Annotated in this window: 20 protein-coding genes and 1 tRNA gene; 16 read left to right on the top strand and 5 right to left on the bottom strand. The window is 69.5% G+C overall.

The window, feature by feature from the left end:
- Nucleotides 1-31 precede the first annotated feature (31 nt).
- Genes ACK4ZD_RS00850 through ACK4ZD_RS00835 form a run of 4 tightly spaced genes read left to right on the top strand, consistent with a single transcriptional unit; the run spans nt 32 to nt 5,273 of the window.
- Nucleotides 32-2,185, top strand: a complete 2,154-nt coding sequence (locus ACK4ZD_RS00850; protein WP_409657362.1) for a thiamine pyrophosphate-dependent enzyme — start codon at nt 32-34, stop codon at nt 2,183-2,185.
- Nucleotides 2,186-2,238: 53 nt separating this feature from the next.
- Entirely contained in the window at nt 2,239-3,225 is a 987-nt protein-coding gene (locus tag ACK4ZD_RS00845; RefSeq protein ID WP_409657359.1) for a Bug family tripartite tricarboxylate transporter substrate binding protein, read from the top strand.
- A 13-nt stretch (nt 3,226-3,238) separates the two neighbouring features.
- Nucleotides 3,239-4,840 (top strand): indolepyruvate oxidoreductase subunit beta family protein, encoded by a 1,602-nt coding sequence (locus ACK4ZD_RS00840; protein ID WP_409657356.1) that lies wholly within the window; start codon nt 3,239-3,241, stop codon nt 4,838-4,840.
- 13 nt (nt 4,841-4,853) lie between these two features.
- Nucleotides 4,854-5,273, top strand: a complete 420-nt coding sequence (locus ACK4ZD_RS00835) for an acyl-CoA thioesterase (RefSeq protein WP_409657353.1) — start codon at nt 4,854-4,856, stop codon at nt 5,271-5,273.
- 14 nt (nt 5,274-5,287) lie between these two features.
- On the opposite strand, the gene ACK4ZD_RS00830 is transcribed toward ACK4ZD_RS00835, so the two are convergent.
- Nucleotides 5,288-6,970, bottom strand: coding sequence for a SulP family inorganic anion transporter (locus ACK4ZD_RS00830; RefSeq protein WP_409657351.1), 1,683 nt, complete (start codon nt 6,968-6,970; stop codon nt 5,288-5,290).
- A gap of 156 nt (nt 6,971-7,126) precedes the next feature.
- On the opposite strand from ACK4ZD_RS00830, the gene ACK4ZD_RS00825 reads away from it, so the two are divergent.
- The 4 genes from ACK4ZD_RS00825 (at nt 7,127) to ACK4ZD_RS00810 (ending at nt 13,436) form a co-directional block, all read left to right on the top strand.
- Nucleotides 7,127-8,428, top strand: a complete 1,302-nt coding sequence (locus ACK4ZD_RS00825; RefSeq protein WP_409657348.1) for a glycerate kinase — start codon at nt 7,127-7,129, stop codon at nt 8,426-8,428.
- 282 nt (nt 8,429-8,710) lie between these two features.
- On the top strand, nt 8,711-9,646 hold the full coding sequence (locus ACK4ZD_RS00820; protein ID WP_409657345.1) for an ABC transporter ATP-binding protein: 936 nt from the start codon (nt 8,711-8,713) through the stop codon (nt 9,644-9,646).
- Nucleotides 9,639-12,461 carry a Gldg family protein gene (locus tag ACK4ZD_RS00815; protein ID WP_409657342.1) on the top strand — a complete coding sequence of 941 codons (2,823 nt, stop codon included), beginning with the start codon at nt 9,639-9,641 and terminating at the stop codon, nt 12,459-12,461. Before ACK4ZD_RS00820 ends, ACK4ZD_RS00815 begins: the two co-directional genes overlap by 8 nt.
- A gap of 3 nt (nt 12,462-12,464) precedes the next feature.
- Nucleotides 12,465-13,436: a DUF4340 domain-containing protein gene (locus ACK4ZD_RS00810; RefSeq protein WP_409657339.1), complete on the top strand. Its 972-nt coding sequence runs from the start codon at nt 12,465-12,467 to the stop codon at nt 13,434-13,436.
- Between the two features lie 22 nt (nt 13,437-13,458).
- Here the strand turns inward: ACK4ZD_RS00810 and ACK4ZD_RS00805 are convergent, their stop codons facing one another.
- Nucleotides 13,459-14,109, bottom strand: coding sequence for a Smr/MutS family protein (locus ACK4ZD_RS00805; RefSeq protein WP_409657336.1), 651 nt, complete (start codon nt 14,107-14,109; stop codon nt 13,459-13,461).
- On the bottom strand, nt 14,110-14,784 hold the full coding sequence (gene radC, locus ACK4ZD_RS00800; protein WP_409657333.1) for a RadC family protein: 675 nt from the start codon (nt 14,782-14,784) through the stop codon (nt 14,110-14,112).
- 97 nt (nt 14,785-14,881) lie between these two features.
- Between radC and ACK4ZD_RS00795 the strand changes: the two genes are divergently transcribed.
- From ACK4ZD_RS00795 to ACK4ZD_RS00770, 6 genes are all read left to right on the top strand, one after another.
- Complete coding sequence (locus tag ACK4ZD_RS00795; RefSeq protein WP_409657330.1) at nt 14,882-15,325, top strand: peptidylprolyl isomerase; 444 nt, start codon at nt 14,882-14,884, stop codon at nt 15,323-15,325.
- Complete coding sequence (ispH, locus tag ACK4ZD_RS00790) at nt 15,325-16,326, top strand: 4-hydroxy-3-methylbut-2-enyl diphosphate reductase (RefSeq protein WP_409657327.1); 1,002 nt, start codon at nt 15,325-15,327, stop codon at nt 16,324-16,326. The genes ACK4ZD_RS00795 and ispH overlap by 1 nt, the downstream gene beginning before the upstream one ends.
- A gap of 27 nt (nt 16,327-16,353) precedes the next feature.
- The gene (serS, locus tag ACK4ZD_RS00785) at nt 16,354-17,649 is read left to right on the top strand and encodes a serine--tRNA ligase (RefSeq protein WP_409657324.1); all 1,296 of its coding nucleotides are present in this window, start codon (nt 16,354-16,356) and stop codon (nt 17,647-17,649) included.
- Nucleotides 17,650-17,704: 55 nt separating this feature from the next.
- A tRNA-Ser gene (locus ACK4ZD_RS00780) sits at nt 17,705-17,795 on the top strand.
- 383 nt (nt 17,796-18,178) lie between these two features.
- The gene (locus tag ACK4ZD_RS00775) at nt 18,179-18,400 is read left to right on the top strand and encodes a hypothetical protein (RefSeq protein ID WP_409657321.1); all 222 of its coding nucleotides are present in this window, start codon (nt 18,179-18,181) and stop codon (nt 18,398-18,400) included.
- A complete protein-coding gene (locus ACK4ZD_RS00770) occupies nt 18,366-18,755 on the top strand; it encodes a hypothetical protein (RefSeq protein ID WP_409657318.1) in 390 nt (129 codons plus the stop codon). Before ACK4ZD_RS00775 ends, ACK4ZD_RS00770 begins: the two co-directional genes overlap by 35 nt.
- An 85-nt stretch (nt 18,756-18,840) precedes the next feature.
- Here the strand turns inward: ACK4ZD_RS00770 and ACK4ZD_RS00765 are convergent, their stop codons facing one another.
- Nucleotides 18,841-19,029, bottom strand: a complete 189-nt coding sequence (locus ACK4ZD_RS00765) for a PLDc N-terminal domain-containing protein (RefSeq protein ID WP_409657315.1) — start codon at nt 19,027-19,029, stop codon at nt 18,841-18,843.
- Between the two features lie 187 nt (nt 19,030-19,216).
- On the opposite strand from ACK4ZD_RS00765, the gene putA reads away from it, so the two are divergent.
- Both putA and ACK4ZD_RS00755 read left to right on the top strand, forming a co-directional pair.
- Nucleotides 19,217-22,936 carry a trifunctional transcriptional regulator/proline dehydrogenase/L-glutamate gamma-semialdehyde dehydrogenase gene (gene putA, locus ACK4ZD_RS00760; protein WP_409657312.1) on the top strand — a complete coding sequence of 1,240 codons (3,720 nt, stop codon included), beginning with the start codon at nt 19,217-19,219 and terminating at the stop codon, nt 22,934-22,936.
- 94 nt (nt 22,937-23,030) lie between these two features.
- Entirely contained in the window at nt 23,031-23,186 is a 156-nt protein-coding gene (locus ACK4ZD_RS00755) for a hypothetical protein (protein WP_409657309.1), read from the top strand.
- 6 nt (nt 23,187-23,192) lie between these two features.
- Here ACK4ZD_RS00755 and ACK4ZD_RS00750 read toward each other — a convergent pair whose 3' ends face one another.
- Nucleotides 23,193-24,077, bottom strand: coding sequence for an aldo/keto reductase family oxidoreductase (locus ACK4ZD_RS00750; RefSeq protein WP_409657306.1), 885 nt, complete (start codon nt 24,075-24,077; stop codon nt 23,193-23,195).
- Nucleotides 24,078-24,098: the final 21 nt, after the last annotated feature.

The raw sequence follows: 24,098 nt of genomic DNA, 5'->3' as shown, positions 1-24,098 counted from the left end.
CCGGCGAGCCCGCCGGCCGGAGACAAGACGCATGGAAGTGTCCTTCAGCAAGGAAGTCCAGGCCCTGCGCCTGGGGGCCGGTGACACCTTTCACGGCGAGGGCATCCTGGCCATCACCAAGGCCTTGCTGCAGTCGGGCGTGGCCTACGTCGGCGGCTACCAAGGCGCGCCGGTGTCGCACCTGCTGGACGTGATGATCCAGGCCAAGGACTACATGCAGGAACTGGGCGTGCATGTGGAGGCCTGCTCGAACGAGGCCTCGGCGGCCGCGATGCTCGGCGCCTCCATCCATTACCCGCTGCGTGGGGCGGTGACCTGGAAGTCCATCGTCGGCACCAACGTGGCGGCCGATGCGCTGTCAAACCTCGCCTCGCCGGGCGTCAAAGGGGGGGCGTTGATCGTCGTGGGCGAGGACTATGGCGAGGGCGCCAGTGTGATCCAGGAGCGCACGCATGCCTATGCGCTGAAGTCCTCGATGCTGATGCTCGATCCGCGGCCCGATCTGGCCAATATGGTGCGTTTGGTCGAGGAGGGCTTCGCGCTGTCCGAAGCCTCGAACATGCCGGCCCTTTTGGAACTGCGCATCCGGGCCTGCCATGTGCGCGGCAGCTTCGTCTGCAAGGACAACGTCCCGCCGCCGCTGTCGACCCGGCATCTCATCGAAGAGCCGGCGGGCTTCGACTACATGCGCCTGGCGCATCCGCCAGTGACCTTCCGCCACGAGAAGCTCAAGGTGGAAGAGCGCCTCCCGGCCGCACGACGCTACATTGCCGAGCACTGTCTCAACGAGTGGTTCACGGGCCGGCGCGACGATGTGGGCCTGATCGTGCAGGGCGGGCTATACAACTCGTTGATCCGCGCCCTGCAGCTGCTCGGCCTGGCCGATGCCTTTGGCAGCAGCGAGCTGCCCATCCTCGCGCTCAACGTCACCTTCCCGCTGGTGCCCGAGGAGATCGCGCGCTTTTGCGCCGGCAAGCGCGCCGTGCTGGTGCTCGAAGAGGGCCAGCCCGAGTACATCGAGCGCGACATCCTGGGCCTGCTGCACCGGCGCGACCTCCAGACCCCGCTGCACGGCAAGGACCTGCTGCCGGCCACCGGCGAGTACACGGTGGAGGTGATGGCCGCGGGGCTGGCGACGTTCGTGGCGAGGTACCTGCCCGACCATGCTCTGGAGAGTGCGCGTGCCTGGCTGGAGGGCAACGCCAGGCGCCGCCAGGACGTGGCGCAGCAGCTCGGGGCGCCGCTGCCGGCACGCCCGCCCGGCTTCTGCGTCGGCTGTCCCGAGCGGCCGGTGTTCGCCGCGCTCAAGCTCGCGCAGCAGGACGTGGGCCCGGTGCACATCGCCGCGGACATCGGCTGCCACGCGCTGGCCACCTTCGAGCCCTTCTCGTCGGGCCACTCCATCCTGGGCTACGGCATGAGCCTGGCCAGCCGCGCGGGCGTGTCGCCGGTGATGCAGCGCCGCGTGCTGTCCATCATGGGCGACGGGGGCTTCTGGCACAACGGCCTGCTCACCGGCGTGCAGAGTGCGCTCTTCAACGGTGACGACGCGGTGCTCGTCATCATGAAGAACGGCTACACCTCGGCCACCGGCACGCAAGACATCATTTCTACGCCCGACGAGGAGGTCAAGGCGCGGGCCGAGGACAAGCAGCAAAGCCTGGTGGACCGCAACACCACGATCGAGTCCACCCTGCGGGGCCTGGGCGTGCAGTGGATGCGTACGGTGCACACCTACCACGTCGATGCGATGCGCAAGACGCTGCAGGAGGCCTTCACCACCGACTTCAACGGCTTGAAGGTGATCATTGCCGAAGGCGAATGCCAGCTCGAGCGACAACGCCGCATCAAACCCTGGATCGCCGAGTTGCTCAAGGCTGGCCGGCGCGTGGTGCGCGTGAAGTACGGCGTCGACGAGGACGTGTGCTCGGGCGACCACGCCTGCATCCGCCTGTCGGGTTGCCCCACGCTGACGCTCAAGGACAGCCCCGACCCGCTGAAGGCGGACCCGGTGGCGACCGTCATCGACGGCTGTGTGGGCTGCGGCCTGTGCGGCGCCAATGCGCACGCGGCCACGCTGTGCCCGTCGTTCTACCGCGCCGAGGTGGTGCGCAACCCGAGGTGGCACGAGCGGCTACTTGCGGCCGTGCGTCAGACCGCCTTGCGCTGGCTGCAGCCGGCCTGAGCACGGCGCCCCTGCGATTCTTCGTCCCACAACACACCAAAGGAGACTCTGCCATGACGACCTGGATCTCGTTTGCTGCACTCACCCGTCGCGCGCTGTGCGCCGCGCTGTTGGGGGTGGCGGCCGCCTCGGCGGCGGCCCAGGACTATCCGACCCAGCCGATCCGGATGATCGTGAGCTTCCCGCCCGGTGGCGCAGCCGACGTGATCGGCCGCGCCATCGCCACCGGACTGAGCGAGACCTTCAAGCACAACGTCATCGTCGAGAACCGGCCCGGCGCCAATGGCAATATCGGGGCCGACGCGGTCGCCAAGGCCGCACCCGATGGCTACACCCTGCTGATGAGCTCGGGCGGCACGATCACGGCCAACCCCTTCTTGTTCAGCAAGATGTCCTTCGACCCCGAGAAGGACCTCACCCCGGTTGCCTCGACAGCCGTCGTGCGCCCGTACCTGATGGTGCATCCCTCGCTGCCGGTCAACACCGTGCAGGAGTTCATCGCCTATGCCCGCGCCAACCCGGGCAAGCTCAGCTATGGCTCGGCCGGCAACGGCAGCTCGCTGCATCTGGCCGGCGAGATGCTCAAGCGCGAGGCGAAGATCGAGGCCACGCATGTGCCCTACCGCGGCGCAGCGCCGGCGCTGAACGATCTGCTGGCCGGACAGGTGCACTTCATGTTCGACTCCGGGCCGGGCCTCAAGCATGCCGAAGCCGGCAAGCTCAAGCTGCTGGCCGTGGGCAGCCCGCAGCGCGCCCCCCAGCAGCCCAAGACGCCCACCCTGGCCGAAGCCGGCCTGGCCGGATTCGACGCGGACACGGTGTTCGGCATCTACGCTCCGGCCGGCACGCCGCCGGCCATCGTCAACATGCTCAATGCCGAGATCAACAAGGTGCTGCGCACGCCGCAGGCCGTGGCGGCCATCAACGCCATCGGGGCTGACATCCAGACGATGAGTGTCAAGGAGTTCGCCGATCGCCTGCGCGCCGAGCGTGCCCGATTGGGCGCCTTCATCAAGCAGGCCGGCATCAAGCTCGACTGAACCAACGAAGACCATGTCCCCGACCTCTCGTGCCGACCGTCCCGTCACCGTCCTGATCTGCGCTCTTGGCGGTGAGGGCGGCGGAGTGCTCTCGCAGTGGCTGTTCGAGACGGCGCTGCACTGCGGCCACAGCGCGCAGAGCACCTCCATTCCCGGCGTGGCCCAGCGCACCGGTGCCACCACCTACTACCTGGAGATCCACCCGCGACCCGATGCCGAGTTGGGGGCACGCCGTCCCGTCTTCAGCCTCTACCCGGTGCCTGGGGCGCTGGATCTGCTGGTCTCCTCAGAGTTGCTGGAGACCGTGCGACAGATTGGCCTGGGGATGGTCAGCCCCGAGCGCACCACCGTGATCAGCTCCAGCAGCCGCGTGCTGACCGTGGCCGAGAAGATGCAGCTTGGCGACGGCCGCGCCAGCACGGACCAATTGCTGGCGATGGTGCAGCGTTACAGCCGCGAGGCGCGCGTTTTCGACATGGCGGCGATGGCCCAGCAGTCCGGCACCGTGATCAGCGCGGTGCTGCTGGGGGCGGTGGCGGCCAGCGGCCTGTTGCCGTTTACCCGCGACGCCTATGAGGCAGTGATCCGCGCGTCGGGCAAGGGGGTGCAGGCGAGCCTGCGGGGTTTCGGGCAGGCCTACGACACCGTGGCCAGCGCGAGAGTGCAGCAGGCCGTGGTGCTGCAGGCGGCCCAGGCTGCCGCGGCGTCGCGGGCGCCCGCGCAAGCGGCGCTGCCGGCCGAACTGGCGCTGCGCTTTCCCGCCGCCACCCACGAGATGATCGCCGCGGGTCATGCGCGCATGCTCGAGTACCAGGATGCCGCCTACGCGGCGCTCTACATCGAGCGCCTCGGCCGGGTGCTGCAGGCCGAGCGCAGCATCGACCCCCAGGGCGCGCACGGATGGGCCATCACCCGCGAGACGGCACGCTACCTGGCGCTGTGGATGGCCTTCGACGACATCGTACGCGTGGCCGACCTCAAGTGCCGCGCCAGCCGTTTCGAGCGCGTGCGTCGCGAGGTGCAGGCGGCCGATGGGGAGCTGGTCTACCTCTACGACCACTTCAAGCCGGGCGTGCCAGAACTCGCCGCCTTGCTGCCCCAAGGTCTGGCCCGACCCCTGCTGCGATGGGACCGGCGCCGCATCGCCGCCGGCAAGGAGCCTTTCGCCCTGGCGCTGAAGATTGGCACCCACACCTTCGGCGGCGTGCTGGCCCTGCGGGCGCTGGCCAGCCTGAAGGGGCTGCGCCGCCGCGGCAGTCGCTTCGCTCTGGAGCAGTCCCTGATCGAGCGCTGGCTGGCCGGCGTGGAGCAGGGCACGCGCGCGCTGTGGCGGCTGGGCTACGAGATCGCCGAATGCGGCCGGCTCATCAAAGGCTATGGCTCGACCAACGAGCGCGGCAAGGACAACTTGCTGCACATGCTCGATCACTTGGCGACGACGGCGTCATTCGACACCCCCGAGCAACGTGCGGCCGCCATCCACGCGGCTCGTGTGGCGGCCCTGGCCGACGATGCCGGCAAGGCACTGGACCAGGCCCTGGTGCGGCATGGTGCGCCACCGCGTCCCCTCAAGCCCCAACCCATCCGGTGGTACAAACGGCGCCCTGCTTCCTGAGATCCTGTCCGCCATGAGCCGCATCCATCACCTGCCCATCCATGTCGAGTTTGGCGACTGCGACCCGGCCGGTATCGTCTGGTTTCCCAACTTCTTCCGCTGGTTCGACGCCGGTTCGCGGCGCTTCTTCGTCGCCTGCGGCGTGCCGCCCTGGAAGGAGCTGGAGAAGACCACGGGCATCATTGGCACCCCGCTCGTGGACACGCAGGCGCGCTTCGTGCGCCCGGCCAGCTACGGCGACGAGATCGTGGTGGAGACCCACATTCCCGAGTGGCGGGCCAAGAGCTTCGTGATGAAACATCGCATACTGCGCGGCGAGGAACTGTTGTGTGAGTGCACGGAGGTGCGCGTGTTTGCGCAGCGCACCGGCGCCGACCCGCATGCCATCCGCGCCGTGCCCATCCCCGAGGACATCCGCGCCCTGTGCGGCTGATCTCCAGCTGATCCTCAGGCTGCTGCGGCCACCGCGGCGTGCAAATCGGGCACGAGGTTGTGCGCACCCAGGTGGGCGGCAAAGCCCGAACGATCCATCAGGCTGCGCGGCTGTTCGTTCAGGTCGCACAGCACCAGGCGGATGCCCCGGCGCTGCAGGTTGCGGTGCAACTGCTCCAGCGCGTCCAGGCCGGTGGTGTCGATGGAGATCAGGCGGTGCATTTCCAGCACGAGCACCCGCGTGTCCGGGTGCAGTCGCTGGGTGATGGCCTCCACCTTGGCCACGGCGCCGAAGAAGAGCGCGCCGTAGAGCTTCATCGCCTGCACCGTGCAGGGCACGCCGGCCGGCAGGGGCAGCGGTTCGATGCGAAACAACGTGCTCATGCGGTAGATGAAGAACACGCAGGCCATCACCAGACCGACCTCCACTGCCACGGTGAGGTCGAACACCACGGTGAGCACGAAGGTGCCCACCAGCAGCACGCGGTAGGGCACCGAGAACTGGCGCAAGCGCACGAACTCGCGCCATTCGCCCATGTTCCACGCCACGAAAAGCAGGATGCCGGCCAGAGCCGCCAGCGGTACATGCGAGGCCAGCGGCGCGGCCACCAGCACCACGGCCAGCAGCGTGAGCGCATGCACGATGCCCGCCACCGGGCTGGTGGCGCCCGAGCGCACGTTGGTGACCGTGCGCGCGATCGTGCCGGTGGCCGGAATGCCGCCGAAGAAAGGCACGACCATGTTGGCCACGCCCTGACCCATCAGCTCCTGATTGGGGTCGTGGCGGGGGCGTTCGCTCAGGTTGTCGGCCACCCGTGCGCACAGCAACGACTCGATGGCGCCCAGCATCGCAATCGTGAGTGTGGGAATGAAGAGCTGGCGGATCCCGTCCCACGAAAACGCCGGCCATTGCAAGGTGGGCAAGGACTGGGGAATGCCACCGAAGCGCGAGCCGATGGTTTCCACCGGCAGCGCGAACAGGGCCGTGAGCGCGGTGGCCAAGCTCAGCGCCACGATGGTGCCGGGCAGACGGGCCACCACCTTGAGCCCGCGTTGCATGGGCGAGCGGGCGATGGCCGGCAGCGCATAAAGCTTGGGCCAGAGGATGACGATGGCCAGGCAGGTCAGGCCCAGGCCCAGCGCCATCGGATTGAAGCCGTGCAGGTGGCGGCCCAGCGTCGCGATCTGGCTGAAGAAGTCGGCCGGCAGGGCATCGATCGACAGGCCCAGCAGGTCTTTCACCTGCGACAGCGCGATCAGCACCGCGATGCCGTTGGTGAAGCCGATCACGATGGTGACCGGGATGTAGCGCACCAGCACCCCGAGCTTGAACAGGCCCATCAGGAACAACAGACCACCGGCCAGCACGGTGGAGATGAGCAGGTTGCCCAGGCCGTAGCGCTGCACGATGCCGTAGACGATGACGATGAAGGCACCGGCCGGCCCGCCGATCTGCACGCTGGAGCCGCCCAGGGCCGAGATGAGGAAGCCGGCGATGATCGCGGTGATGAGGCCCTGCTCGGGCTTGACGCCCGAGGCGATGGCAAAGGCCATGGCCAACGGCAAGGCCACGACGCCGACGGTCAGGCCGGCCGAGACGTCGCGCGCGAAGCGTTGACGGCCGTAGTCCTTCAGTTCGTCGAGGAGGCGGGGGCGGAAAGAGGCGAGTTCGAGTCCGGCGGGAAGTCGTATGCCCATGGTGTGTTCGGCAGATCCTGGCGAGCCCTGCTCCGTCAGAGCGTCATCTTCGAGCCTTCTGGCAGGCCTGGTCAAGCATGGACGAGCGTCGTGCTCCACCTTGTTCACCGACTGAGGTAGGCTCGCCGCTGCCGATCTTGCCGATGGAGCCTGCCGATGCCCGCCTCTGCCCGCCTCGATGATCCTCGCGCCTTGCTGCGCCACCTGCTCGATGCGGCCATCGCACGCGCGCAACCCCACCGGTGCCTGGCTGGGCGTCTGCCGCCGCCTCCGCGCGGGCGCACCCTGGTGCTGGGCGCCGGCAAAGCCGGTGGGGCGATGGCCGCCGCGGTCGATGCCCTGTGGCCGAAGGACGCTCTGCTGGACGGCCTGGTGGTGACGCGCTACGGCCATGTGCCCCCGGCCTACCGGGCGGCGCCCGGGCGCATCGAGGTGGTGGAGGCGGCTCACCCGGTGCCGGATGCCGCTGGCGAAGCTGCGGCGCAACGCATCATCGACCTCACCCGCGGCCTCACGAAGGACGACCTCGTGCTGTGCCTCATCTCCGGCGGCGGCTCGTCCCTGCTCAGCGCGCCCGCGCCGGGCCTGACTCTGGCCGACAAGCAAGCCCTCAACCGCGCGCTGCTCGACAGCGGTGCCTCGATCGGCGAGATGAACTGCGTGCGCAAGCACCTCTCGGCCCTGAAGGGCGGGCGGCTGGCGGCGCTGTGTGCGCCGGCCCGGGTGGTCACACTCGTGATCTCCGACGTGCCCGGCGACGACCCCAGCGTGATCGCCAGCGGCCCCACGGTGCCCGATGCCACGACCTGCGCCGATGCCCTGGCCATCGCGCGCCGCTACGGCTTGGCGCTGCCCGCGGGCATCGAAGCCGCCTGGGGGCGTGGCGAGCTGGAGACGCCCAAGCCGGGCGATCCCGTCTTCGACGGCCACGAAGTGCATCTGATCGCCACGCCGCAGCAGGCCTTGGAGGCCGCCGCCGAGGCGGCTCGGGCGTTGGGCATCGCGGCGCACATCCTCAGCGACGAGATGGAGGGCGAATCGCGCGTGGTGGGACAGGTGCATGCCGCCCTGGCCCGTCAGGTGGCCCGGCGCGGCCAGCCCTTTGCGCGGCCCTGCGTGATCCTCTCTGGCGGGGAAACGACGGTGACCGTGCGTGCGGCGGGCGGCCGGGGTGGCCGTGCCACCGAATTCCTGCTGGGAGCGGCCCTGGCTCTGCGGGGCCAGCCCGAGGTGTTCGTGCTGGCCGCCGACACCGATGGCATCGATGGCGTGGAGCACAATGCCGGCGCCCTCGTCACGCCCGACACCCTGGTGCGCGGCGAGGCCTTGGGTCTCAAGGCCCGCGACGCCCTCGACCGCCACGACGCCTACCGCTATTTCGAGGCCCTGGGCGACCTCGTGGTCACCGGGCCCACCTACACCAACGTCAACGACTTCCGGGCGATCTGGATCGCGTGAACACCGGGGGCTTGAACTTTTTCGGCCGAGGCCCATCTGAGGCGGCGGATCGTCCCGTCACGGTTTCCTGAGCTGTCCTTCATCCTCATGAACTCGACACTCATGCCACCGCCGTTCCGGCCCTGCTTCGGCTTGTCCAAGGCTTTGCGCGCCGGACCGCCCTGAGGCCCGGCGCTCAGCGCCCGCCAAGGCGCCGCGTTTCCATTCGCATTTGTCCTGCCCGCCGGGGTGCATTGCGCAACCCGGCGTGCTCCCGTTCCTTCCGAGGAGGAGCCTCCCATCATGATCCAGGTGGAACACCTGACGCGCCGCTATGGCGCTCTGACCGCGGTGGACGATGTCAGCTTCGACATCGCCCGCGGCGAGGTGGTGGGCCTGCTGGGCCACAACGGCGCCGGCAAGACCACCATCATGAAGATGATCACCGGCTACCTCGAGCCCACGTCGGGCTCGGTGCGCGTGGACGGCCTGGAGGTGGGCCGGGACCGGCGCGCGGTACAGGCGCGCATCGGCTACCTGCCCGAGAACTGCCCGGTCTGGCCCGAGATGACGGTGATCGACTACCTGGATTTCCAGGCCGCATTGCACGGGGTGGCGCCCGAGCGGCGCGAGCGCGCCGTGGCCCGTGCGATCGCACGCACCGCGCTGAAGGACAAGGCCACGGCAGCGATCCAAACGCTCTCGCGCGGCTACCGGCAGCGCGTGGGTGTGGCCCAGGCCCTGCTGCACGAACCCGACATCCTGATCCTCGACGAGCCCACCAACGGCCTGGACCCGACGCAGATCCTGCAGATGCGCGAGCTCATCGGCGAGCTGGCGCGCCAGGCCACGGTGATCGTCTCCACTCACATCCTGCAGGAGGTGCAGGCCAGCTGCGAGCGGGTGCTGATCATGCGCGCAGGCCGGCTGGTGCTCGATGCCCGGCTCGACGCGCTGCAGCGCGGCGCCGGCCTGTTCGTGCAGGCCGAAGGCGATGTGGCCGGAGCCTTGCGCGAGGTGCCGGTCGTGCAAGGCGTGAGGGCCCAGGCCGGCGAGGCGTCCCCGCGATCCTGGTGTGTCGATGCACCGATCGACGCGGCTCCGGCCGTGGCCGAGGCGCTGGCACGTGCCGGCGTGCGCCTGCACGCCCTGCAGCCGCGCCGGCGCGACCTGGAGACCGTGTTCGCCGAGGTGAACGGCCTGACCTCTGCGACTGACCGGGAGGTGACCCATGCGTGAATGGCTGCGGGAAATCGGGCGCATCGCCCGCAAGGAGTTCCGGGGGCATTTCGCCAGCCCGGCGGCTTATCTCTTCATCGCGGCCTTCCTGGCGGCGACGTTGTTCGTCGTCTTCTGGGTCGAGGCCTATTTCGCGCGCAACATTGCCGACCTGCGTCCGCTGTTTCGCTGGATGCCGCTGCTGCTGATCTTCCTCGTCGCGGCCCTCACGATGCGCAGCTGGTCCGAGGAGCGCCGAGCCGGCACGCTGGAGAGCCTGCTGACCGCGCCGGTGCGGCCGGCGAGCCTGGTGCTGGGCAAGTTCCTCGCCACCTGGGCGCTGGTGGCGCTGGCCCTGGCGCTGACCTGGCCGCTGGTGTTCACCGCGGCCTGGCTCGGGCCGCTGGATCCGGGCCCCGTGGTGGGCGGCTATGTGGCCACGCTCTGCCTGGCCGCCGCCTATGTGGCCATCGGCCAGACCCTGAGCGCGCGCACCGACAACCCCGTCGTCGCCCTCATCCTCACGGCCGCAGTGTGCGGGCTGTTCTACCTGGTGGGTGCCGACTTCTTCACTGCGCTGTTCGGCCATGGCGTGGCCGGCGTGCTCGCCCTGCTGGGCAGCGGCTCGCGTTTCGAGTCGATCACCCGTGGCGTGCTCGATCTGCGCGACCTGTACTACTACCTCTCGATCGTCGGTGTCTTCCTGCTGCTCAACCTCTATGGCCTGGAGCGCCTGCGCTGGGCCGGCAACCCCTCGCAGCCGGCACACCGCCGCTGGGCCTGGGCCCTGGGCCTGGGCGTGGCCAACCTCGTGGCCGCACACCTGTGGCTCGCGCCGCTGTCGCTGGCGCGGCTCGACCTCACCGAGGGCCGCCAGTACAGCCTGTCCGAGGCCACGCGGGCCCAGCTCGCGGCGCTGGAGGAGCCGCTGCTCATCCGCGGCTATTTCTCGTCGCGCACCCATCCGCTGCTGGCCCCGCTGGTGCCGCGCATGAAGGACGTGCTCGAGGAATACGCCGCGGCCGCCGGGGGGCGTGCCCGCGTCGAATTCGTCGACCCGCAGCGCGACCGCCAGGCCGAGGAGGAAGCGGCCTCGCGCTACGGCATCCGGCCCGTGCCCTTCCAGACCGCCAGCCGCCACCAGGCCGCGGTGGTCAGCTCCTACTTCGACGTCGTCGTGGCCTATGGCGACCAGCACGAGACCCTGGGCTACCGCGACCTCATCGAAGTGAAGGCCCGCGGCGAAGGCGAACTCGACGTCGTGCTGCGCGACCCCGAATACGCTCTGACGCGTGCCATCCGCAAGGTGGTGCAGGCCTACGAGGCCGGTGGCAACCCCTTGGAGCGGCTGGAGCAGCCGGTGCGCCTGGCCGCCTATGTCTCGCCCGACGAGCGCCTGCCCGATCCGCTGCGGGAACTGCGCGGTCACCTGGCGGCCCTCGGCGAATCGCTGCGCGAGCGCTCGCAAGGCAAGCTCGAGCTGCACTTTGCCGACCCCGACGCCGACGGCGGCGTTCTGGCGCGCGAGCTCCAGCAGCGCTACGGCTTCGGCCCGCAGGTGGCCAGCCTGGTCGACCCCAAGCCCTTCTGGTTCTACATGGTGCTCGAAGGCGGCGAGGGCCAGGCCGTGCAGGTGCCGCTGCCCGAGCCGCTGGAGCGCGAGGCCCTGCAGCGCAACCTCGATGCCGCCTTGCAGCGCCTGGCGCCGGGGTTCCTGCGCACGGTCGCGGTGTGGCGCCCGCAAGGCTATGGCAGCCCGGGCTTCGGCCGGCTCACCGACATGCTGGGCGAGGGCGCGCGTGTGCTCGACACCGATCTGAGCGACGGCCGCGTGCCTGCCCAGGCCGACCTGCTGCTCGTGCTCAGCCCCGAGAACCTCAACGACAGGCAGCGCTTCGCGATCGACCAGTTCCTGATGCGCGGTGGCAGCGTCGTGCTGGCCACCTCACCCTTCCAGGTCGAGGTGGGCGGCAGCCTCACCGCGCGGCGCCAGACGTCCGGCCTGGAAGATTGGCTCGCCCACCATGGGCTTCGCATTGGCGCGCAGATGGTGCTCGACGAGCGCAACGCCGCACTGCCCGTGCCCGTGGAGCGCAGCCTGGGCGGCCTGACCGTGCGCGAGATCCGCATGCTGCCCTATCCGCACTTTCCGGACCTGCGCGGCGAGGGCCTGGACGCACGGCATCCCATCACTGCCTCGCTGCGCCAGCTCACGCTCAACTGGGCCTCACCCATCGAGGTGGACGAGGCCCGGCAGGCCGGCCGGCAGGTGGCCCGGCTGCTGCGCAGCTCCAACGCGAGCTGGGTGTCCGACAGCCTCGAGGTGCTGCCCGACTATCGCAGCCACCCCGAGACCGGCTTTGCCGTGCAAGGCGAGCGCGGCCCGCGGCTGCTGGCCGTGGCCCTGGAGGGCCGCTTCGAGTCCTACTACCGCGGCAAGGACTCCCCGCTGGCCGAGGACGGAGCCTCCCGGGCCCTGGGCGTGATCGAGCACTCCCCGGACTCGGCGCGGCTCGTGCTGGTGGCCAGCAATGCCTTTGGTTCGGACGCCGCCATCGACCTGGCCTCGCAGGGCCTGAACACCCTGTACCTGCAACCTGTGGCCTTCGTGCAGAACGTCATCGACTGGGCGCTGGAAGACCGCGCGCTGCTGGCCCTGCGCGGGCGCAGCCAGTGGGCGCGCACGCTCGAACCGCTGCCCGAGGGCCATGCGGCACGCTGGGAGGCGGCCAACTACCTGCTGGCCGCGCTGGGCCTGGCCGTGGTCGTGCTGTGGCGTCATCTCGTCGCGCGCGCCGACCGGCGCCGCCATCAACGTGTCCTCGCGGAGGTCTGAACGATGATCCAACCACGCACCTTGTGGATCCTGGCGGGGCTGCTGGGCGTGCAACTGCTGCTGGCCCTGGCGCTGGGCCTGTCGGGACGTGACGATGCCCTGCGGGCTCCTGCCCGCGAGCCCGTGCTGGCCCTGTCGGCCGACCAGGTGGACCGCCTCGTGATCGAGGCCCGCGGGCCCGGCGAGCGCATCGAACTGCGCCGCCAAGGCGAAGGCTGGCTGCTGGCCGGCGGGCCCGAGCCCTTCCCGGCGGCTCCGGGCGAGGTGCAGCGGCTGCTGGAGCGGCTGCTGGCGCTGCGCCAGGGCGTGCCGGTGGCCACCCGGGCCGAGGCCCACGAACGTTTCGGGCTCACCGACGACCGCTACGAGCGCCGCATCGTGCTGGCCCGTGGCGACCAGACGCTGGCCACGCTGGTGCTGGGCAGCTCGCCGGCGCTGCGCCAGTCGCATGCGCGCGTGGCCGGGCGTGACACCGTGCATGTGGTCGAACTGCCGGCCTACGAGGTGTCGGTGCGCGCCGATGACTGGCGCGATCTCGGCCTGCTGGCCGTGGCGCGCCAGCGACTCGAGCGGATCGAGGTGGCCGGCCTGGTTCTGCGGCCGGCCGCCGACGACGCTGCCGGCGAAGGCCGCGAAGGACCCCGCTGGCAGGCCCAGGGTCTGCCCGAGGGGCGACGCCTGGACCCGCAGGCGGCCGAGCGCCTCGCCGGCCTGCTGGCGACCCTGCGTGTCAGCCGCGTGCTGGCGCACGACGACCTGCCGGCCCAGGCCTGGCAGTCACCGCAGGCGCGCTGGAGCCTGGTGCGCCAAGGCGAATCCTCGCCGGTGGACTACGTCCTGGCGCGCGGGGCCGCGGACGATGCCTATCGTCTGAAGGTGTCCAGCCGTCCCGAGGTCTTCGAGCTGCCGGCCGCCACCGCCACGCAGTGGATCGAGGCCACCCGCCTGGACCGCCTGGCGCCGGCCGGCGGCTGAGCCTCTCGTGCGCCGGCCGGCTTCACGGGCCGCGCCCGCCCGAGGGCCGCAGCAGCACCACCAGGGCGCCCGCGCCCCCGTCCAAGGCGCGCGCCTGGGTGAAGGCGATCACCTCGCTCTTCTGCACCAGCCAGGACTTCACCTTGGCCTTGAGCACGGGCTCACGCCCCGGCGAGCCGTTGCCCTTGCCATGCACCACCCGCACGCAGCGCAGGCCCTGCCTGACGGCCTCGCGCAGGAAGGCGGCGAGCTGCTCGCGCGCTTCGTCGCGGCGCAGGCCATGCAGGTCGATCTGGGCCTGGATCACCCAATCGCCGCGGCGCAGGCGGCGCACCACCTCCGGCCCCACGCCGGGGCGGCGGAAGGACAGGGCCTCGTCGGTGTCCAGCAGGGTCTCGACGTCGAACTCGTCGGAAATCGCCTCGCGCAGCACCGAGCGTTCATCCAGGGCGCGCTGCTGGGGGTGCGGCGCGGGCCGGGGGCGCTGCAACTCGGCGCGTCCGCGGTCCTTCAGGACCTGCACCGGCCCCACGCTGCGGGCGAACAGCTCGCGTTCGCGCCGCTCGCGTGCCTCCTGCTCGCGCCGCCTCGCCTCGCGCTCGGCGGCCTCGCGCGCCTGCGCCTGCAGCACCTGCTTGATCGCGGCCAGGTCGGCCAGGCTGCGGGCTTTCATCTACAGCAAACCCCGCTCGGCAAACGACACCACCTGCTCGCGCGCCACGACGAAGTGGTCCAGTACCCGCACGTCCACCAGGCCCAGGGCCGATTGCAGCGTGCGCGTCAGGTATTCGTCGGCCTTGGACGGCTCAGCCACGCCGGAGGGGTGGTTGTGGGCCAGCATCACGGCCGCCGCGTTCAGCGCCAGGGCCCGCTTGACCACCTCGCGCGGGTAGACGCTGGTCTGCGTGAGCGTGCCGCGGAAGAGCTCTTCCATCGCCAGCAGCCGGTGCTGGGCATCCAGGAAGAGCACCGCGAACACCTCGTGGGGCAGGGCGGCCAGCTTCAGGCGCAGGTAGTCCTTCACCTGGGTGGGCGACTCGAACACCGGCCGGGCCTGCAGCGCCTGGGCCAGGGCCCGACGGGCCAGCTCCAGCACGGCCACGAGCTCGGCCCGCTTGGCCGGGCCCAGGCCCTTGACGCGCTTGAGCTCATCGGCCCCCGCATGCAGCAGCCCGGCCACGCCGCCGAAGCCCTGAAGCAGTTGCTGGGCCAGTTGCAGCACGGGCGTGCCCTTCAGGCCGGTGCGCAGCAACAGGGCCAGCAGTTCGGCGTCGGCCAGGGCGGCGGGGCCCAGGGCGAGCAGTTTTTCACGCGGGCGGGCGTCGGTGGGCAGATCCTTGATCGACATGGGTGATCCGGGGCAGGAGGCCGTCCGAGGGGCACGGCCGGGGGATGGGGCCGGACTTCTACAATGTCAGCCAGTCTACAAAACCGGAACGCGCGCCGTGGCCACCGTCCAACCCGGGTCCTTCCTGACCCTGCATTACCGCCTGGCCGGCCCCGACGGGGCCGACATCATCAACACCTTCCACGACAAGCCCGCCACGCTGTCGCTGGGCACGGGCGAACTCGCCCCGGCCATGGAACAGCGCCTGCTGGGGCTGGAGGAGGGCACCCGCCGCGTCTTCGAGATTCCGGCCGGCGAAGCGTTCGGCGAGCGCAATCCCGAGCTGCTGCAGCGCGTCAAGCGCAGCCTGATGGATGAGCTGGGCGATCCCGACGCCGACTACCACCCCGGCGACGTGGTGCAGTTCCCCACGCCCGATGGCACCGGCCGCTATGCCGGTGTGGTGCGCGAGGTCGGCGACGACTGGATCCTGTTCGACTTCAACCACCCCCTAGCCGGTCTGCCAGTGTCCTTCGAAGTGCAACTCATCGGGGTGCTGTGATGGCGGCGGTCGAACGGGCATCGTTGCAGGAAGTCGTCCTGGCCGAGCCGCGCGGCTTCTGCGCGGGCGTCGACCGTGCGATCGAGATCGTCGAGCGCGCGCTGCTGAAGTACGGTGCGCCGGTCTACGTGCGCCACGAGATCGTGCACAACACCTATGTGGTCAACGACTTGAAGGCCAAGGGCGCCATCTTCATCGAGGACTTGGCCGAGGTGCCCGAAGGCGCCACGCTGGTCTTCAGCGCCCACGGCGTGCCCAAGGCCGTGCGCGAGGAAGCCCAGCGCCGCGGCTTCACGGTGTTCGACGCCACCTGTCCGCTGGTCACCAAGGTGCACGTGGAAGTGGCCAAGCTGCACAAGGAAGGCTACGAGTTCCTGATGATTGGCCACAAGGGCCACCCCGAGGTCGAAGGCACCATGGGCCAGTTGCACGACGGCATCTACCTCGTCGAGGACGTGGCCGATGTCGAGCGGGTGCAGGTCAGGAACCCGGCCCGCTTGGCGGTCGTGACCCAGACCACCCTGTCGGTGGACGACGCCGCCGAGATCCTGGCGGCCGTGCGCCGGCGTTTCCCGCAGGTGCGCGAGCCCAAGCAGCAGGACATCTGCTACGCCACGCAGAACCGGCAGGATGCCGTCAAGCTGCTTGCCCCGCAGGTGGACATCGTGATCGTCGTGGGCAGCCCCACCAGCTCCAACAGCAACCGCCTGCGTGAGCTGGCCGATCGCCTGGGCACCCCGGCCTACATGGTCGACCGCCCCGACGACCTGCGTCCCGAGTGGTTCGCGGGCAAGCAGCGCGTGGGCCTGACGGCCGGCGCCTCGGCGCCCGACATCCTGGTGCAGCAGGTCATCGCGCGCCTGCGGGGCCTGGGGGCCACCGCGGTGCGCCGCATGGACGGCATCCAGGAAACCATGCGCTTTCCGCTGCCGCGCGGCCTGGGCGACAAGTCCATGGGCCAGCCGCCCAGCCCCTCCCATCTGCACGCCAGCCCACGCTGATCCCCTCCCCCAGAAGACGATCACACCATGCTCGACATCAACCTGCTGCGCAAAGACCTCGACGCGGTCGTGCAGCGCCTGTCCACCCGCAAGTCGCCCCAACCCTTCCTCGACGTCGAGCGCTTCACCGCGCTGGAAGCCGAGCGCAAGTTCATCCAGACGCGCACCGAGGAACTCCAGGCCAAGCGCAATGCGCTGTCCAAGCGCATCGGCCAGCTCAAGGCCCAGGGGCAGGACACCGCCGCGACCATGGCCGAGGTGGCCGGCATCGGCGACGAACTCAAAGCCAGTGCCGAGCGGCTCGACGTGGTGCAGCAGGAACTCAACGCGCTGCTGATGTCCGTGCCCAATCTGCCGCACGACAGCGTGCCGGTCGGCGCGGACGAAACGGCCAATGTCGAGGTGCGCCGCTGGGGCACACCCCGCCGCTTCGACTTCCCCGTGAAGGACCATGTGGACCTGGGCGCCCCCCTGGGCCTGGACTTCGAGACCGGCGCCAAGCTCTCTGGGGCGCGCTTCACCTTCATGCGCGGCCCCATCGCGCGGCTGCATCGGGCCTTGGCCCAGTTCATGCTGGACGTGCATACCACCGAGCACGGCTACACCGAGTGCTACACCCCCTACATCGTCAACCGCGAGGTGCTGGAAGGCACGGGGCAGCTGCCCAAGTTCAAGGACGACATGTTCTGGGTTCTGCGCGGCGGGGATGAACAGTCGCACGAACAGTACCTCATCTCCACCTCGGAGATCTCGCTCACCAACACCGTGCGAGAGCAGATCCTGCCGCTGGAGGCCCTGCCGATCAAGCTCACGGCCCACAGTCCGTGCTTCCGCTCCGAGGCCGGCAGCGCCGGGCGCGACACCCGCGGCATGATCCGCCAGCACCAGTTCGACAAGGTCGAGATGGTGCAGATCGTCCATCCCGACAAGAGCTACGAGGCGCTGGAGGAGATGGTGGGCCATGCCGAGGCCATCCTCCAGAAGCTAGGCCTGCCCTACCGTGTGATCACCCTGTGCACCGGCGACATGGGCTTCGGTGCGGCCAAGACCTACGACCTCGAAGTGTGGCTGCCCGCACAGGGCACCTACCGTGAGATTTCGAGCTGCTCCAACTGCGAAGCCTTCCAGGCCCGCCGCATGCAGGCGCGCTTCAAAAACGCCCAGGGCAGGAACGAACTCGTGCACACCCTCAACGGATCGGGCCTGGCCGTGGGCCGCACGCTCGTGGCCGTGCTCGAGAACTACCAGCGCGCCGACGGCAGCATCGAGGTGCCTGAGGTGCTGCGGCCCTACCTGGGCGGACTTGCCGAGCTACGAATCTGACAAGCTATAATGCAAAGCTTCGCTCGCGGTAGACCGCCCGCGAGTGAAGCACCCAGGAAAGGTGGCAGAGTGGTCGAATGCGCCGGACTCGAAATCCGGTATACGGGTCTCCCGTATCGAGGGTTCGAATCCCTCCCTTTCCGCCAAGCCCCTCACTACAGGGCTGCCAACGATGGATCTGCGCACTCGATTCAGTGTCTCCACACGAGGGATTTCTGTGCCAGGGGCACCCATCTTGAAGAACGGCCACTGCTGCGCTGTGCCGAACCGCAGCAAACCGGAGCCAATTCGGCCGTGGCCCGTTACCGTCAAATTCCTGCCGTAGAACCCCCGCGACTCGTACTGCACCTGCATACCTGATGGCCGGTCGAGTCGTAGATGTCAATAGAGCAGGTGCGAGCAGCACCAATGAACGAGTCCCTTCGTGGGAAATCACTGACAGATGCAGGGCATACGATTTTGCTACGATCGATGCAACTGGCAGCCCAGCATCCTGACACGATCAGGAATCGCAGGAAGGAGCGACGACATGGAACACCTACGCAACCTGATCATTGGGGTGGGTGACGTGCTGTCTGCATTCGGGACGGCTCCGAAATACCGTTATCCGAGCCCAGGTGACCGTACTGCCGACATGAGAAACATCGCTGGCGACATCAAGCGGGTTGGCGTTGACATGAAAAGGGCCGCAACGAAGGCCTTGAGGGAGGAGCAGCGTGGGAAGGTCGACTACGGCACAACTCAAGGATAGAGAGCGGCACGTCACGCTGTCTCAGCACGAGACGGACGCACCCATTCTGCCCATCGCACAGATCGAGAAGCTCCGGGAACTTGCGCCCGGCAGGGTTGAGTGGTTCTTCGACGAAACCACAAAAGAGGGCGATTTCCGCAGGGCTGAAACGAGCCGGGTGAACAGCTTCGTGTTCGTGGAGCGATTGCTGGGAATCCTGGCGGGGCTTTTCATTGGCTCGTCCGCGTTGTACGCCTCATACCACTTGGCCATGGCTGGGCACGACTGGGTCGCGGCAATCATCGGTGGAACGACAGTGGTCGGACTTGTGTCGGCGTTCGTCGTGGGCGTCAAGCGACGAACGGAGCGCAGTTGACGCTGCGCCGGACCGATTGCCCCAACGACGACGGATATTCGCGGCAAGTCACACAAGGTGACCTGACTCTGCGGGCATCGGCCGCCTACCGGGACGGCGACTTCGGCCCCGCAATGAACCACGCAATGACGCCGATCACGGGCAGCACGATGATCAGCACGATCCAGAACACCTTGGATCCGGTGCCGGCGCCGCTGCCGGCCACCTTCACGATCGCGTAGACGACGACGATCAGCCAGAGCAGGCCGAAGAGTCCGCCAACTTCGATGCCCATGGGGGCCTCCCTCGGAAGTGGATGGAGCCGCCACGATAACAGGGTCAGGTGGGGGCGCCATCGCCAGATTTTCTTCGGTACCGACCATCACCGATCTGACTTGGATCCGGCACGAGGTGTCGAAAACCACCAACAATCCATTCGCGGCAGGCGCACCATGGCGGCAATCGTCACCCTGGTCCGTGCCATGAACCCGTCACTCCTTGCCCCTTTGCCGTTCCATACCCCGAGCCCGATGGCCGATGCGCCCCTGAGGCGTGCCATCACCGCGGCCGCGCGCCGGCCCGAGCCGGAGGTGATGGCGAACCTGTTGGAGCGTGCTCGGCTGCCGCAGGGCTTGGCCGCCCCGGTCGAGGCCCTGGCCCGCCGCCTCACGCAGCGTCTGCGCGAGCGCCAGGCGGGCGCCGGGCGGGCGGGTCTGGTGCAGGGCCTGCTGCACGAATACTCACTGTCGTCACAGGAGGGCGTGGCGCTCATGTGCCTGGCCGAGGCCTTGCTGCGCATCCCCGATGCCGCCACGCGCGATGCGCTGATCCGCGACAAGATCGCGCACGGTCAGTGGCAGGCCCATCTGGGACGCAGCCCCTCGCTCTTCGTGAACGCAGCCACCTGGGGCCTCTTGATCACCGGCAAGCTCGTGGCCACCCACAGCGAGACGGGCCTGTCGGCCTCGCTCACGCGACTGGTCGCCGCCGGCGGTGAGCCGCTGATCCGCAAGGGGGTGGACCTGGCGATGCGCCTGATGGGCGAGCAGTTCGTCACCGGCGAAACCATCGGCCAGGCGCTGCAGCGCGCGAAGGCGCGCGAGGCCGAGGGCTTCCGCTATTCCTACGACATGCTGGGCGAGGCGGCGATGACGGCCGGCGATGCGCGACGCTACGCCCAAGCCTACGAGACGGCCATCGAGGCCATCGGACGGGCTTCGGGTGGGCGCGGTGTGATCGACGGGCCGGGCATCTCGATCAAGCTGTCGGCCCTGCATCCGCGCTACCACCGTGCGCAGCGTGAGCGGGTGATGGACGAGCTTTATCCCGTGCTGCTGGGCCTGGCACAGCGGGCCAAGGCGCACGATCTGGGCCTGAACATCGATGCCGAGGAGGCCGAGCGGCTGGAACTCTCGCTCGACCTGCTGGAGCGACTGTGCGGCGAGCCCACGCTGGCCGGGTGGCAGGGTCTGGGCTTCGTGGTGCAGGCCTACCAGAAGCGCGCGCTGCCGGTGATCGAGCACCTGATCGACCTGGCCCGGCGCCACCGGCGGCGGCTGATGGTGCGACTGGTGAAGGGTGCCTACTGGGACAGCGAGATCAAGCGCGCCCAGGTGGACGGCCAGGACGACTACCCCGTGTTCACGCGCAAGGTGCACACCGATGTCTCCTACCTTGCGTGCGCGCGTGCCTTGCTCGCGGCTCCCGAGGCGGTGTACCCGCAGTTCGCCACGCACAACGCGCAGACGCTGGCGGCCGTCTACCACCTGGCCGACCCCTCGCGCTGGCAGCCGGGGCAGTACGAATTCCAGTGCCTGCACGGCATGGGTGAGCCCTTGTATGCACAGGTGGTGGCCCCGCCCGAGGCGGGCGGCCTGGGGCGCCCCTGCCGCATCTACGCGCCAGTGGGCACGCACGAGACCTTGCTGGCCTACCTGGTGCGCCGCCTGCTGGAAAACGGCGCCAACACTTCCTTTGTGCACCGCATGGCCGACACCGCCGTGCCGCTGGACGAGCTGGTGCGCGACCCGGTGCAGCAGGTGGAGCAGGCGGCGTCGCAGGAGGGGGGGCTGGGTCGGCCGCATCCGGCCATCGTGTTGCCGCGCGATCTCTTTGGCGCGGCCCGGCGCAATTCGCGCGGGCTGGACCTGGCCGACGAGCGCGTGCTGGCGACGGTGTCCGAGGCCCTGGAGGCGACGCGGCGACAGGCCTGGCGTTGTGCACCCCTGGTGGCCGATGGCACGACGATCGAGGGCGAGGTCGTGCCGGTGTGCAACCCGGCCGACCCCGAGGACCGGGTGGGCACGGTGGTCGAGGCCTCGTCCGAGCTCGTCGATCGGGCCGTGCAGCAGGCCCGCCCCTGGGGCTCGACGCCCGCGCGCGAGCGTGCCGAAGTGCTGGACCGCGCCGCCGACGCACTGGAAGCCCGCATGCCCATGTTGATGGGTTTGCTGATGCGCGAGGCGGGCAAGACGGCCGCCAATGCCGTGGCCGAGGTGCGCGAGGCGGTGGACTTCCTGCGCTTCGATGCGGCCCAGCTGCGCGCCGAGTTCGACGGTGTGGACCACGCCCCCCTGGGCCCGGTGGTGTGCATCAGTCCATGGAACTTCCCGCTGGCGATCTTCGTGGGGCAGGTGGCGGCTGCACTGGCGGCGGGCAACGCGGTGCTGGCCAAGCCGGCGGAGCAAACCCCGTTGATTGCCGCGCAGGCGGTGCAGATCCTGTGGCAGGCGGGCGTGCCGCGCGAGGCCTTGCAATTGCTGCCGGGCCGTGGCGAGACGGTGGGCGCGCGCTTGGTGGCCGATGAGCGCATCCGAGGGGTGCTGTTCACGGGTTCGACCGAAGTGGCCAGGCTACTGCAGCGTGCCCTGGCCGGCCGGTTGGACGATCGCGGCCAGCCGCTGCCACTCATTGCAGAGACGGGGGGGCAAAACGCCATGATCGTCGACTCCTCGGCCTTGCCCGAGCAGGTGGTGGCCGATGTGCTGGCCTCGGCCTTCGACAGCGCGGGGCAGCGTTGTTCGGCGTTGCGTGTGCTGTGCCTGCAGGAGGAGGTGGCCGACACCATCCTCACCATGCTGAAGGGGGCGATGGAGGAGCTGGCGCTCGGCCGCCCCGACCGCCTGGCCGTGGATGTGGGTCCGGTGATCGATGCCGATGCCCGCGCGCGCATCGAGGCCCACGTCGAGGCCATGCGCGCACGGGGCCGCCGCATCCACTCGCTTCATGAGCGTCATGGCGGGCCCTTGCCGGCCGGCTATTTCGTGCCGCCCACGCTGATCGAGATCGAGCGGCTCGATGAACTCCAGCACGAGATCTTCGGCCCGGTGTTGCATGTGCTGCGCTACCGGCGCGAGGCGCTGGACGAGCTCATCGCGCAGATCAACGCCACCGGCTACGGCCTCACGCTGGGCCTGCACACTCGCATCGACGAAACCGCGGAGCATGTGCTGCGCAGCGCGAACGTGGGCAATGTCTATGTCAACCGCAACATGATCGGTGCGGTGGTGGGTGTCCAGCCTTTCGGTGGCGAAGGCCTGTCGGGCACCGGACCTAAAGCGGGCGGGCCGCTGTACCTGTACCGCTTGCTGGCGCGGGGGCCGGGCGAGGTGCTCGCGCGGGCCCTGCGAGGCCACCCCGCGTCGATGCCGCCAGCGCTGCAGGCCCTGCACGACTGGGCCTTGCGCGAAGGGGCCTTCGAGCAGCCCGCGCTGGCCGACGTCTGCGAGCGCCTGGCGGCGGCATCGCGGGTGGGCCTGGTGCAGACCCTGCCGGGCCCCACCGGCGAGCGCAACACCTATCGCCTGTCGGGTCGCCACGCGGTGCTCTGTCTGGCCGATGCCGATGCGGACCGTCTGGTGCAACTGGCCGCGGTGCTGGCCGTGGGGGCGCACGCCGTCTGGCCCACCGACGCTGCTGCGCTGGCCGCTCGCCTGCCGGCTGAGGTGGCCCGGCATGTCGAGCTGCGCGCCGACGCCCTGCAGGCCCCGGGCCGGCTGGATGCCGTGCTCCTGCACGGCAGTGCGAACTCGGCGCTGACCGTGCAGCGGGCCCTGGCGGAACGCCCGGGCCCGGTGGTGAACCTGACGCGCCTGGCGAGCGGCGAGACCGCAGTGCCCCTGGAGCGCCTGGTTCTTGAGCGCTCGGTGAGCGTGAACACGGCCGCCGCTGGTGGCAACGCGTCCCTGATGACGCTGGCGTGACGGCCCAGCCCACACTGACGGTGTCATCGGCGTTTCATCGCGGGAGGCGAGGATGGTCAGGCTACCGGGCTGCGTTGGCCCTGCAGGAGTTGCCATGCTTCCCGCCGTTGGACCTCGGGCTGTTCTCATCCCCGTCCAGACGCCGGCTGGCCGCCGTTGGCGTCGGGTCGGGCGCTTCCTGCGCGACATTGCGCGCGGTCTGGCCACGCTGGCGTTGGGCTATGCCCTGGTGATCGTCGTTTTTGCTTGAAGGCGATCAGGGCACCGGGCGACCGGTGCTGGCCGTCCATAGCGCATGCCAGGTCGGCGCATCCAGCGGCAACGACAGTGCCGCCACCGCCTCGCGCATCGCCTCGATGCGGCGCGAGCCCACGATGGGGTGGGGCCGGCAGGGCAGTCGCAGCAGCCAGGCATGCGCCGCCGTGGCCGCGCTGCAGCCGTGCTCGCGTGCCACGGATTCCAAGGCGGCCCGCACGCGCCGCTCGGGCTCGCCTTCGCCGGTGAAAAGCCGGCCGCCGGCCAGCGGCGACCAGATCATCGGTGACAGCCGCAGTCGCTGCATTTGATCGAAGGTGCCATCGTGCAAAGGCGCCAGGTGCAGCAGCGAGCACTCCACCTGGTTCGTGACCAGGTTCGTGCGGCTGGCCAGCAACTCGAACTGCGCTGGCGAGTAGTTCGACACGCCGAAGTGCTTGACCTTGCCCGCCGCGCGCAAGTGCTCGAAGGCCTCGGCCACCTCGTCGGCCTCCAGCAGCGGGTCGGGGCGATGCAGCAGCAGGAGGTCCAGGTGATCGGTGCGCAGGGCCTTCAGCGAATGCTCCACGCTCGCCACGATGTGGCCGCGCGAGCTGTCGTAGGCCTTCACGCGGTGCTGCGGGCGCTGCGGCGACACGAGCTGGATGCCGCACTTGCTCACCAGTTGCAGGCGCGCGCGCAGGTGCGGCGCCAGTGCCAGGGCCTCGCCGAACAAGGCTTCGACGGTGTAGCTGCCGTAGATGTCGGCATGGTCGAAGCTGGTCACGCCCAGGTCCAGGCACTGCTCGATCCAGCGCAGGCGTTCCTGCGGCGTCCAGCCCCACTGGTGCAGGCGCCAGCAACCGGCCACGATGGGTGAGAGCAGGGTGGGGTGGGCAGGTTTCATGGCGGTTACCTCGGCTGGAAA

This window comes from Caldimonas sp. (assembly GCF_046291045.1).
Classification (GTDB): Bacteria; Pseudomonadota; Gammaproteobacteria; order Burkholderiales; family Burkholderiaceae_C; genus Caldimonas.
Note: the sequence above shows the minus strand (reverse complement) of the source record. Positions and strands in the feature narration are given on the sequence as shown.

What these genes read in the sequence shown, in the direction of transcription:
- radC (WP_409657333.1), bottom strand. Translation starts at nt 14,784, where the DNA reads ATGTCGATCAAGGATCTGCCCACCGACGCCCGCCCGCGTGAAAAACTG.
- ACK4ZD_RS00845 (WP_409657359.1), top strand. Translation starts at nt 2,239, where the DNA reads ATGACGACCTGGATCTCGTTTGCTGCACTCACCCGTCGCGCGCTGTGC.
- ACK4ZD_RS00840 (WP_409657356.1), top strand. Translation starts at nt 3,239, where the DNA reads ATGTCCCCGACCTCTCGTGCCGACCGTCCCGTCACCGTCCTGATCTGC.
- ACK4ZD_RS00825 (WP_409657348.1), top strand. Translation starts at nt 7,127, where the DNA reads ATGCCCGCCTCTGCCCGCCTCGATGATCCTCGCGCCTTGCTGCGCCAC.
- ACK4ZD_RS00810 (WP_409657339.1), top strand. Translation starts at nt 12,465, where the DNA reads ATGATCCAACCACGCACCTTGTGGATCCTGGCGGGGCTGCTGGGCGTG.
- ACK4ZD_RS00830 (WP_409657351.1), bottom strand. Translation starts at nt 6,970, where the DNA reads ATGGGCATACGACTTCCCGCCGGACTCGAACTCGCCTCTTTCCGCCCC.
- ACK4ZD_RS00750 (WP_409657306.1), bottom strand. Translation starts at nt 24,077, where the DNA reads ATGAAACCTGCCCACCCCACCCTGCTCTCACCCATCGTGGCCGGTTGC.
- putA (WP_409657312.1), top strand. Translation starts at nt 19,217, where the DNA reads ATGAACCCGTCACTCCTTGCCCCTTTGCCGTTCCATACCCCGAGCCCG.
- ACK4ZD_RS00835 (WP_409657353.1), top strand. Translation starts at nt 4,854, where the DNA reads ATGAGCCGCATCCATCACCTGCCCATCCATGTCGAGTTTGGCGACTGC.
- ACK4ZD_RS00805 (WP_409657336.1), bottom strand. Translation starts at nt 14,109, where the DNA reads ATGAAAGCCCGCAGCCTGGCCGACCTGGCCGCGATCAAGCAGGTGCTG.
- ACK4ZD_RS00755 (WP_409657309.1), top strand. Translation starts at nt 23,031, where the DNA reads ATGCTTCCCGCCGTTGGACCTCGGGCTGTTCTCATCCCCGTCCAGACG.
- ACK4ZD_RS00850 (WP_409657362.1), top strand. Translation starts at nt 32, where the DNA reads ATGGAAGTGTCCTTCAGCAAGGAAGTCCAGGCCCTGCGCCTGGGGGCC.
- ACK4ZD_RS00815 (WP_409657342.1), top strand. Translation starts at nt 9,639, where the DNA reads ATGCGTGAATGGCTGCGGGAAATCGGGCGCATCGCCCGCAAGGAGTTC.
- ispH (WP_409657327.1), top strand. Translation starts at nt 15,325, where the DNA reads ATGGCGGCGGTCGAACGGGCATCGTTGCAGGAAGTCGTCCTGGCCGAG.
- ACK4ZD_RS00820 (WP_409657345.1), top strand. Translation starts at nt 8,711, where the DNA reads ATGATCCAGGTGGAACACCTGACGCGCCGCTATGGCGCTCTGACCGCG.
- ACK4ZD_RS00765 (WP_409657315.1), bottom strand. Translation starts at nt 19,029, where the DNA reads ATGGGCATCGAAGTTGGCGGACTCTTCGGCCTGCTCTGGCTGATCGTC.
- ACK4ZD_RS00775 (WP_409657321.1), top strand. Translation starts at nt 18,179, where the DNA reads ATGGAACACCTACGCAACCTGATCATTGGGGTGGGTGACGTGCTGTCT.
- serS (WP_409657324.1), top strand. Translation starts at nt 16,354, where the DNA reads ATGCTCGACATCAACCTGCTGCGCAAAGACCTCGACGCGGTCGTGCAG.